Source organism: Halorhodospira sp. 9622 (assembly GCF_022228025.1).
In the GTDB taxonomy this organism is placed as follows: Bacteria; Pseudomonadota; Gammaproteobacteria; order Nitrococcales; family Halorhodospiraceae; genus Halorhodospira; species Halorhodospira halophila_A.
This window is the reverse complement of the sequence record NZ_JAJNRE010000043.1, coordinates 1-10,144: the sequence shown is the minus strand read 5'-3', so window position 1 is coordinate 10,144 and position 10,144 is coordinate 1. Positions and strand designations below refer to the sequence as shown.

11 protein-coding genes are annotated in these 10,144 nt (G+C 68.3%); 6 read left to right on the top strand and 5 right to left on the bottom strand.

Annotation, left to right across the window (positions count from 1 at the left end; all coding sequences use genetic code 11):
• Positions 1–94: 94 nt before the first annotated feature.
• The 4 genes from LRG07_RS13070 to LRG07_RS13055 are packed head-to-tail and all read right to left on the bottom strand — an operon-like array spanning position 95 to position 1,559.
• Positions 95–622 carry a hypothetical protein gene (locus tag LRG07_RS13070; RefSeq protein WP_238642617.1) on the bottom strand — a complete coding sequence of 176 codons (528 nt, stop codon included), beginning with the start codon at positions 620–622 and terminating at the stop codon, positions 95–97.
• Positions 619–918, bottom strand: a complete 300-nt coding sequence (locus LRG07_RS13065; RefSeq protein WP_201173620.1) for a nucleotidyltransferase domain-containing protein — start codon at positions 916–918, stop codon at positions 619–621. The genes LRG07_RS13070 and LRG07_RS13065 overlap by 4 nt, the downstream gene beginning before the upstream one ends.
• 6 nt (positions 919–924) lie before the next feature.
• Positions 925–1,326 carry a type II toxin-antitoxin system VapC family toxin gene (locus LRG07_RS13060; protein WP_201173618.1) on the bottom strand — a complete coding sequence of 134 codons (402 nt, stop codon included), beginning with the start codon at positions 1,324–1,326 and terminating at the stop codon, positions 925–927.
• Complete coding sequence (locus LRG07_RS13055) at positions 1,323–1,559, bottom strand: type II toxin-antitoxin system Phd/YefM family antitoxin (RefSeq protein WP_201173616.1); 237 nt, start codon at positions 1,557–1,559, stop codon at positions 1,323–1,325. Before LRG07_RS13055 ends, LRG07_RS13060 begins: the two co-directional genes overlap by 4 nt.
• A gap of 265 nt (positions 1,560–1,824) precedes the next feature.
• On the opposite strand from LRG07_RS13055, the gene LRG07_RS13050 reads away from it, so the two are divergent.
• The 6 genes from LRG07_RS13050 to LRG07_RS13025 all read left to right on the top strand — a co-directional run bounded on the left by LRG07_RS13050 (position 1,825) and on the right by LRG07_RS13025 (position 9,592).
• Complete coding sequence (locus LRG07_RS13050; RefSeq protein ID WP_238642616.1) at positions 1,825–3,309, top strand: DUF3375 domain-containing protein; 1,485 nt, start codon at positions 1,825–1,827, stop codon at positions 3,307–3,309.
• Entirely contained in the window at positions 3,306–4,097 is a 792-nt protein-coding gene (locus LRG07_RS13045; protein ID WP_238642615.1) for a DUF4194 domain-containing protein, read from the top strand. The genes LRG07_RS13050 and LRG07_RS13045 overlap by 4 nt, the downstream gene beginning before the upstream one ends.
• A gap of 23 nt (positions 4,098–4,120) precedes the next feature.
• The gene (locus tag LRG07_RS13040; RefSeq protein ID WP_238642614.1) at positions 4,121–7,570 is read left to right on the top strand and encodes an ATP-binding protein; all 3,450 of its coding nucleotides are present in this window, start codon (positions 4,121–4,123) and stop codon (positions 7,568–7,570) included.
• Complete coding sequence (locus tag LRG07_RS13035; protein ID WP_238642613.1) at positions 7,567–8,802, top strand: DUF3322 domain-containing protein; 1,236 nt, start codon at positions 7,567–7,569, stop codon at positions 8,800–8,802. The genes LRG07_RS13040 and LRG07_RS13035 overlap by 4 nt, the downstream gene beginning before the upstream one ends.
• 119 nt (positions 8,803–8,921) lie before the next feature.
• Complete coding sequence (locus LRG07_RS13030; RefSeq protein WP_238642612.1) at positions 8,922–9,158, top strand: type II toxin-antitoxin system Phd/YefM family antitoxin; 237 nt, start codon at positions 8,922–8,924, stop codon at positions 9,156–9,158.
• Positions 9,158–9,592 carry a type II toxin-antitoxin system VapC family toxin gene (locus LRG07_RS13025; protein WP_238642611.1) on the top strand — a complete coding sequence of 145 codons (435 nt, stop codon included), beginning with the start codon at positions 9,158–9,160 and terminating at the stop codon, positions 9,590–9,592. The genes LRG07_RS13030 and LRG07_RS13025 overlap by 1 nt, the downstream gene beginning before the upstream one ends.
• A 198-nt stretch (positions 9,593–9,790) precedes the next feature.
• On the opposite strand, the gene LRG07_RS13020 is transcribed toward LRG07_RS13025, so the two are convergent.
• Positions 9,791–10,144: type II toxin-antitoxin system VapC family toxin (locus LRG07_RS13020; RefSeq protein WP_238642610.1), on the bottom strand; the 354-nt coding region annotated here is incomplete at its 5' end.

Genomic DNA, 10,144 nt, shown 5'->3' with positions numbered 1-10,144 from the left:
TTCGTATACTCGGCGAGTTGAGCGCCAAGGCCCGCTGCGCGCGCCATGTTTTCTGCTGATTGTAAGTGCCGCTTACATCCTTAGGCGCTGGGACTTATTCGCTACACGTATCCATTTCCAATTTGTCAGGCCAAGAATAACCGTCAGGTGGCTCAAGCTGTCCAGCAGTATACTCGAGGATATTGTTATAGGTCGATATCAGCAGTGACACGCATTCACGAGCACGATTCACAGCCGAAGCGAATTCTTCGGCATCGCGCATATACTCATGGACAAGCCGATTCCGCAAATTCCTAGCCTCGACCCAATCGGAAACCGCAGCCAAGACACCCAGTTTCTCCATCCGGTTTAGATTGTCCAGCGCAGAGCCAGGCGTTTCCAAGATATCTCGCATCAGGCTCGGGATAAGCCGATCGCCGATCGTATCCTGCATACGTCCATAACGCGCCACAAAGGCATCAAGTCGCTCAGCCCGCTCCGGATCGTCTTCAAGAGACTCGACCCAGGAAACATCAACCGGCTCTCGCAGCAATCGGCCCGTCGTGTAGTGAAGATGTGCGCCCTCCCGATAAACGGTCTCAAGCAAAAAAATCAGCTGAGGGCTCGCTTCGTGCCGGCTCAAATCTCCACTCCTTCTCGAAGGGCCTCGTCATGAACCGGTAGTCGTGTGGTCGACGGGTCCAGGATCAGGACATCGATACGCTGATCACCGAGCCGCATTTGCAGCAGCGCCGCTACCCGGCTCGCCGCTGACGCGCGGTTCGGGACCTGCTCATCGCACTCGATCAACAAATCGATGTCGCCACCACGTGCGCTATCATCAACACGCGACCCGAACAGGCGAACCTTGACGTCGTGACCGAACACCTCGCGCACCACATCCAGAATGACTTTGCGCTCCGCACTGGTCAGCCGCATAGCCTATTACCAAATCGTCTTAACGTGCCGGTACGCTGTGATCTTTTCATCCGCTGTTATTAGCTCAGCATTGAAGCGTCGAGCTAACGCCACGATCATCCGATCCGCAGGGTCTTTGTGGAATTCTCCCGGAAGGCGCGTCGACTCAACCGCCGTGGCAGCGTCCAAGGCAATAAAACGCACGCCCTCGATTTCCTCAACCGTATCCAACCAGTCGCTGGTCGTCATCGATAGGGTAAGACGCCCCTTCTCAACCAGCAGCGCAATCTCCCAGGCAGAGATAGCCGAGATCAGAACCTCTCCATCATCCGCCTGCATCTCATGCTCAATGGCTGCAAGAGCATGGGGTGAGAGCTGGTCGTCACCATTTGCCCACCACAGTAGCGCGTGAGTATCCAGGACGATCAAGGGAGCGCTTCCCAGTCTTCCTCCCCCACAGGCTCGAAGGGATCCGCCAACTCGATGACGCTGCCACGCAGGCGCTCAAGCGGTGATCGCTGATCGCCCTTGTACCGGCGTACCTCGATCGTGGGGCGCCCTTTGTCCGTCACGATAACCGCCTCACCCGAGGATTCAACCTGACGGAAGTATTCGAGCGCCCGCGCCTTGAACTGCGACTTTGAGACTTCTTCGGAGCGCATGGCCCCTCCTGGTCATGGAGCCCGTCAACGGTAGCGCGCGCGAATGACTATGGCAAGTAGTCACCAGGAGAGCGATGCGCAGGACGAAGTGCAGCGCGGGCTGATGGGTAGAAGAAGCGCGCCTTCAGTTTCTGACTCGAATCGCTGAACAGGCGCGCAGCCGCCCCGAAGCCGCCGCGGCTCTGGGGGCACCCTCTCCTTTCCCGGTGCGCGGGTGGTGCGCGATACTGGCCGATTATAGCTGCGGTGCCGGAGCCGAGCGCGCATGGGCGATCTGGATCACGCGGACATCCTCTATCTCAGGCGCAACCACCCCGCCTGGCGGCTGCTCGCTGCCGAGACCGCGCCGCTGGTCATCGGCTTCCTACACCGGGCCTTCATCGCGCCCAACGCCCGCGCCATCCCGGAGACGGAGCTGGAGACGCAGCTCGACGACTACCTCTACGCCCTACGCGATCGCGCGGATGAGGACCCGTACCCGCGCCCGGCCCGCGAGTACCTGGCCGAGTGGGCGGGCGACGAGCGCGGCTGGCTGCGCCGCTACTACCCCACCGGCAGCGACGAGCCCTGCTACGACCTGCTGCCGGCGACCGAGAAGGCCATCCACTGGGTCGCCGAGCTCGAGCGGGGGCGGCAGTTCGTGGCCACCGAGTCGCGTCTGCGCAGTGTCTTCGACCTGCTGCGCGAACTCATCCATGGCGCCGAGACCGACCCCCAGGCTCGGCTGCAGGAGCTTGAGCGCCAGCGCGCCGAGATCGACGCCGAGATGGAGCGCCTGCGCGCCGGCGAGGTGGCGCTCATGGACCCGGTCCGCCAGCGCGAGCGCTTCCTGCAGGCCGAGCAGACCGCCCGCGGCCTGCTCGCCGACTTCCGGCAGGTGGAGCAGAACTTCCGCGATCTGGATCGGCAAGTGCGCGAGCGCATCGCCATGTGGGAGGGCAGCCGCGGCGAGCTGCTCGAGGAGATCTTCGGCGAGCAGGACGCCATCGCCGACTCCGACCAGGGCCGCAGCTTCCGCGCCTTCTGGGACTTCCTCATGTCCCCAGTGCGGCAGGAGGAACTGACCGAGCTTCTGGAGCGCGCCCTTCACCTGGAAACGGTCCAGGCCCTGGACCCGGACCCGCGCATCGGCCGCATCCACTACGACTGGCTCGAGGCCGGCGAGACCACCCAGCGCACGGTGGCCCAGCTCTCCCATCAGCTGCGGCGCTACCTCGACGACCAGGCCTGGCTGGAGAACCGCCGGATCATGGACCTGATCCGGGAGATCGAGCACCACGCCGTGGCGGTGCGCGACGAGCCGCCCCGGGAGGCGCTCATCGAGCTCGACGAGGCCTCGCCGCGGGTGGAGCTGCCCATGGAACGGCCGCTGTTCACGCCGCCGTTCCGGCCGCAGATCGCCGACCAGGTGGTCGCCGCCGACGGCTCCGACGTGGACGCCTCCGAGCTCTTCGAGCAGACTTACGTGGATCGCGACCGGCTGCGTCGGCGCATCCGCCGCGCCCTGCAGGAGCGTCGGCGCGTGGCGCTCGGCGAACTCCTCGCCGAGCATCCGCTGGAGCAGGGCCTGGCGGAGTTGGTCACCTACCTCGCCATCGCCACCGACGAGGCGCGCGCGGTGGTGGACGAGACTCGCACCGAGGCGGTGACCTGGACGGAGCCGGAGACAGGCCGACAGCGCTGCGCTCACGTCCCCGCCGTCACCTTCCTCCGCAGCAGCCCCAGCGACCCAACCGCAGGAGCCCAATGACCGAGCACGACGACCCCGACACCGCCACCCGCCCGCACACGGCCCAGCCGCTGGAGGGGCACGCCCCTGCCGCGTCCGGTTCCGTCGGCGCCTGGGGCACGACTCCCGGCGACGAGCGCCTCTCCCAGCTGCTCGTCCACCTCTTGCGGGGGGTGCTGCATCGCGACAGCGCCCCGCAGCGGTGGCAGCACCTGCTTGACCTTCAGGCCCGGGTGCGCGACTACGTCGGCGTCCTCGGCCTGGAGCTGATGCTCGACGAGGGTGAGGGCTACGCCTACCTGCGCCAGCGCCCGCGCGACGAGGACGACGACAGCCAGCTGCCCCGGATGGTGCCGCGTCGCCAGCTGAGCTACCCGGTCAGCCTCCTGCTCGCGCTGCTGCGCAAAAAACTCGCTGAGCACGATGCCGGCGGCGGGGACACACGGCTGATCCTGACGCGGGAGCAGATCGTGGACCTGATGCGCGTCTTCCTGCGCGATACGGCCAACGAGGCGCGCCTGCTCGACCGCATGGACAGCCATATCCGGCGCGTCGTGGAGCTCGGCTTCCTGCGCCGGCTGCGCGGCGACGAAGAGCGCTACGAGGTGCAGCGCATCCTCAAGGCCTTCGTGGATGCCCAGTGGCTCGGCGAGTTCGAGGAGCGCCTGCGCGCCTACCGGGCCCACGCCGAGGGGCGTGACCCCTCGGAGCTGGCCTCGGACGGCGCCGGCGACGGCAACACCTCCGGCCCAGACCACGGCGACAGCCCCGGCGCGCCGGCCGAGACCAGCCCCGAGCCTGAGCGCTGACCCGCATCGAGGTGACGCCACCCATGAAGCTGCAAGAGCTTGACCTGGCCCCCGTTTCCGAGCGCACCGGCTTCCGGCTGCATCGCGCGGAGCTCTACAACTGGGGCACCTTCGACGGCCGCGTCTGGTCCATGGCCCCGGGCGGCGAGAGCGCCCTGCTCACCGGCGACAACGGCTCCGGCAAGTCGACGCTGGTGGACGCGCTCACGACGCTGCTGGTACCCGCCCACCGCATCACCTACAACAAGGCCGCCGGTGCCGAGGGCCGTGAGCGCTCCCTGCGCTCCTACGTGCTCGGCCACTACAAGGCCGAGCGCGAGGAGACCGGCGGCAGCGCCCGCCCGGTGTCCCTGCGCGACGAGCACAGCTTCTCGGTCATCCTCGGTTACTTTTTCAATGAGGGCTTTGGGCACGGCGTGACCCTGGCCCAGGTCTTCTGGCTCTCGGGCTCGGGGCAACCGGAGCGCATGCACGTGATCGCCGACCGGGACCTGACCATCGCCCGGGACTTCTCCGACTTCGGCCACGACATCAAGAACCTGCGCAAGCGCCTGCGCGAGGCGCCAGATATCGAGGTACACGACACCTTCCCGCTCTACGGGGCCGCCTTCCGCCGGCGCTTCGGCATCGAGGGCGAGCAGGCGCTGGAGCTGTTCAGCCAGACGGTGTCCATGAAGTCGGTGGGCAATCTGACCGACTTCGTGCGCAGCCACATGCTCGAGCCGGAGCCGGTGGACGAGCGCATAGACGCCCTCATCCACCATTTCGACGATCTCAGCCGCGCCCACGAGGCGGTGATCCGCGCCCGGGCCCAGATCGAGGCCCTGGAGCCGCTCATCGCCGATGCCCACGAGCACCATCGCCTCAGCGCGGAGGCCGCCTCCTGGCGCGCGGCGCGCGAGGCCCTGGAGCCTTGGTTCGCCGGCATCGAGGCGCGGCTGCTCGAGGAGCGCCGGCAGAGGCTGGATGACCGCATCCGGCGTTACGACGAGCGCATCCGCCGCCTCGACGAAGACCTCACCGGCCAGCGCAGCCAGCGCGAGGAGCTCCAGCGGGCCATCGCCGAGCAGGGCGGCGACCGCCTGGAGGCCCTGGCGCAGCAGATCGGCGAGCACCAGCGCGAGGCGGAGCGGCGCCGGCGCAATGCCGACGCCTACAACGCCCTCGCCGAGCACCTCGGCCTCTCCCGGGCCGACGAGGCCGATACCTTCCTTGCCAACCAACAGCGCCTTGCCGGGCTACGCGAGGACGCCGAGGCGCGGCTGAGCGAGCGCCAGAACGAGCGCACCGAGCTGGAGGTCAGCTTCCGCGAGCTGCGCAGCCGCCACCAGGAGCTCGAGCAGGAGCTAGAGTCCCTGCGCGCCCGGCGCTCCAACATCCCCGCCCGGATGCTGGAACTGCGCCAGCACCTGTGCAAGGAGACCGGCCTGGACCCGGACGAGCTGCCCTTCGCCGGCGAACTTATCCAGGTCCACGAGGAGGCGCGCGACTGGGAGGGCGCCGCCGAGCGGCTACTGCACAACTTCGGTCTCTCGCTGCTGGTGCCGGACCGGGACTACCCGCGCGTTGCCGAGTGGGTGGACCGCACCCACCTGCGCGGCCGGCTGGTCTACTACCGGGTGCGGGAGCGCCAGCAGCGGTCGCCGGAGCTCCACCCGCACTCCCTGGTGCGGGCCCTGGCCATCCGGCCGGACTCGGGCTTCTACACCTGGCTGGAGGCCGAACTCGCCGAGCGCTTCGACTATGCCTGCTGCGACGATCTGGACACCTTGCGCCGCGAGCAGCGGGCGGTGACGCGCGCCGGTCAGATCAAGAGCGGCGGCTACCGCCACGAGAAGGACGACCGCCACGGCATCAACGACCGCTCGCGTTTCATCCTCGGCTGGTCCAACGAGGCCAAGATCGCGGCCCTGGAGCGGCAGGCGGCGGATTACCAGACGCGCATGCAAGAGCTGGCGGACCGGATGAGCCGCCTGGAGCAGGAGCTGCGCAGCTGGCAGGAGCAGATCCGGGCGCTGGACAAGATCGAGGTCTACGCCGACTTCCAGGAGCTGGACTGGCACAGCGTGGAGGCCGAGATCCAGCGCCTGGAGGCGGAGCGCGAGCGCATCCAGGCCAGCTCCGATCGGCTGCGCACGCTCCAGGAGCAGCGCGACGGCGTCGAGGCCCGCATCCAAGAGCTCGAGCAGCTGCTGCTCAAGGAGCGCGACGAGCGCAGCCGGCTGGCCGATCGCAGCGAGCGCACCGCCGAGGCACTGGCCAGCGCCCGCGAGCGCCACCAGGCGGCCACCGAGACGCAGCGCAGCGAGGCCTTCCCGCTGCTCGACGGCATCCGCGAGGAGGCGCTGGCGGAGCAGTCGCTGACCGTGGAGAGCTTGGCCAACGCCCAGAGCGCCGTGCGCGGCTGGGTGAGCCGGCACATCGACAACGTGGAGCGCAACCTGCGGCGCCTGGCGGACAAGGTGGTCAGCGCGATGGCCGACTTCCGCCACCAGTGGCCGCTGGAAGCGCAGGAGATGGACGCCCGGGTCGAGGCCTACGGCGAGTACGCGGCGCTGCTCGACGGCCTCAAGAGCGACGACCTCCCCCGCTTCGAGCGCCGCTTCCGGGAACTGCTCAACGAGAACACCCTGCGCGAGATCGCCAACTTCCAGGCGCACCTGCACCGGCAGCGCCAGTCCATCCGCGAGCGCATCAGCACCATCAACCGCTCGCTGCACGGCATCGACTTCAACCCGGGGCGCTACATCGAGCTCCTTGCCGACCCGACTCAGGATGCCGAGATCCGCGACTTCCAGAACGACCTGCGCTCCTGCGTCGAGGGCTGGGTGGACGACGACGGCGAGGCCTCCGAGGCAGAGTCGGAGGCGCGCTTCGCCCGCATCCGTGCCATCATCGAGCGCCTGCGCGGCCGCGAGGGCACCGCCGAGGCGGACCGGCGCTGGCGGCGCAAGGTCACCGATGTGCGCAACTGGTTCACCTTCTCGGCGGAGGAGCGCTGGCGCGAGGACGACGCCCCCTACGAGCACTACACCGACTCCGGGGGCAAGTCCGGCGGGCAGAAGGAGAAGCTGGCCTACACCGTGCTCGCCGCCAGCCTGGCCTACCAGTTCGGGCTCGACTGGGAGCGGCAGCGCTCGCGCTCGTTCCGGTTCGTGCTCATCGACGAGGCCTTCGGCCGCGGCTCGGACGAGTCCGCCCGCTTCGGCCTGGAGCTGTTCCAGCGCCTGGGGCTGCAGCTTCTGGTGGTCACGCCGCTGCAGAAGATCCACATCATCGAGCCCTACGTCGCCAGCGTCGGCCTGGTCAGCGCCCCGGACGGGGCGCACTCCAAGCTGCGCCACATCCCCATCGACGAGTACCGGGCGGAGCAGGCCGACCCCGGGGCCGGCCGGGAGGTGGACGGTGCACACGGGGACCGGAGCGAGACCCCGGCGGCGCGGGCGCGGGCGGCGGATGAGGGCACCGCTTGAGGCGCTGGAGTACGCCGGAGGCCGTCCGTGAGCGGCTGGAGCGGCTCTGGTCCCGCGGCACGCTGCTCGCCGCCCGCGTGCCCACGGCCGAGGCCCCAGAGCCCTTCCCGGTGGAGGTCAGCCTCACGCGTCCGCGGACCCATGAGATCAACGAGGACCTCGGCGCCGTGGCCGACTGGGCCGACGGCCTGCGCCGCGGCAGCCGCGAGGGCCGGGGCTTTGGCTACGACCTGCGCTGGCAGGCGCAGCGCAACCGCGTACACGGCCGGCAGGAGCTGCCCACCGCAGCGGTGGTGCCCTGCGCTGAGGACGCCCTCAAAATTCTGGGGCGACGCCGCGAGGCGGCCGCCTTCGATGCCGTCGCGAGCGCCACCGCAGAGCAGGCCGCGGAACTGCTGCCGTGGCTCGCCCGGCGGCCGCTGACTGCTCTGGAGCACGCGGAGGACTGGCCAAAGCTGCTCGCCGTCTGCGCCTGGTTCCGCGACCACCCTCGCCCCGAGATCTACCTGCGCCAGCTCGACATCCCCGGCGTTGATACCAAGTTCATCGAGTCCCGGCGCCGGCTCCTCGGTGAACTACTCGACCTTGTGCTGCCCGCCGAGGCGGTGGATACCCGCTACACCGGGGCCCGCGGCTTCGAGGCCCGCTACGGCCTCCGGCAGGCGCCGACGCGGATACGGCTGCGGCTGCTCGACCCGGAGCTGGCCATCCGCGGTCTGACCGATCTCGCCGTACCCGTCGAGGAGCTCGCCCGTCTGGACCTGGCCGCCGATACGCCGCCGCTGCGCCAACTGCTGATCACCGAGAACCAGGCTACCGGCCTGGCGCTACCACCGGTGCCGGGCACGGCCGCGATTTTGGGTCTTGGCTACGCGGTCGATGCCCTCGGCGCGGTGCCCTGGCTGGAGCGCGTACCCATCGCCTACTGGGGGGACCTGGACCGCGATGGCTTCGCCATCCTCGACCGGCTTCGGGGCGTCTGGCCGCACACTCGCTCGCTGCTTATGGACCGTGCGACCCTGGCGGCCCACCGGCACCTGTGCGTCCCCGACCCGCGCGGCGCCGCCAGTGCCGCGCCCCCGGAGCGGCTCACCCACGAGGAGGCGGCCACCCTCGCCGAGTTGCAGGCCGGAGACGCGGAGGCCGGCCCCCTGCGGCTGGAGCAAGAGCGCATCGGTATGGGGTGGGCGGAAGAGCGGATCCCGGGGGATAACCAGGCCACACTGTCATAAACTGAGCTCGCTACCCCAGCAGTCAGCGTCGTCAGGGGAGCGATCACGCTGCCGCAAGCTTGCACCCTTCGGCGCTTGTGTACACACTGCAAGTACACACCCAGGAGGCATAGAAATCCATGAAGGAGGTGAACGTTCGCCAGGCTCGTACGAACCTCGCACAGATCCTCAAAGAGGTTCAGCAAGGGCAGGAGGTGTGCATTCTGCGCCGCGGCCACCCCATCGCCCGGATGACCCGGCCCGAGGAGACCTTTGACGGATTCCGCTCACGCGCGGACCTACGACAGGAACTCCCGCCTGCGCACGAAGGGCCTGCCCAGGCCATACGCGCGCTCCGTGACGCCGAGCGTTATTGATGCTGTACGCCGACACCAGCGCAATCCTGCCCTATTACCGGCAGGAGCCTGCAAGCGCTGTCGTTGAGCGGCTTTTCATGGCTCAACCCCGACCGGTGGCGATCAGCCACCTCACACGCGTGGAGGTTGCCTCGGCACTGGCCCGCTGGGTGCGCATGGAGGAACTCACGGAGGCTCAGGCCAACCGGGTCGAATCGGCTTTTCACGAGGACCTCCACGAGGGACGTTTTCGCGTGCTTGAACTCAACCCAAGCCTGTACGATCGAGCCATGCACTGGCTCCTGGCTCGACGGACCAGCCTGAGGACGCTGGACGCCCTGCATCTGGCCTGCGCTGAGGCACACAACCTGCCCCTGTTGACCTTCGATGCCCCCCTCCGAGCGGCGGCCGAGTTCCTCGGTGTCAGGACTTGCGAATTGCGTACCGACCCATAGTGCGACCGAGCATGCGAAAGAGAAGCGACCCTGCACGGCAGGCCCTCGAGGCTCACGACAAACTGTTGCGCAGAGACAGCTGGGCCCACGGGCGCGACCTCCACGCGGCCACTTCGGCCAGGCGCTGCGCGACTGGAGGCCACGTACAGCTGCGCGCTTTGGCCGATCGAGGCCGCACCGTCAAGGGTGAGGTCTTTCTTAGGGAGAGCTATCCAGCCGCCAAGGATTGAGGATCTCTACGCCGATTCCCGCGAAATCCGGCTCGTTGCGGGTGGCAACCGCCAGACCGCGGCTGCGGGCCACGGCAGCGATCTGCCCATCCGGGGCCGACAGTGGCCGGCCCTCCCGTCGCCACGTCGCCATGATGCGCCCGTAGTGGCGAGCGGCCCGTTGATCGAAACCCAGGATGCGCTGTGCGAACGCCGTATGGATGAAGGTGTCGAAGCGCTCACGCAGGTCTTCGCGGCGTTGCCCATCAGGCATGGCGCAAAGGCCGTACTCGATCTCGGCGATGGTAATCGTGCACAGGTACAACGAGCCGCTACCCGTGGC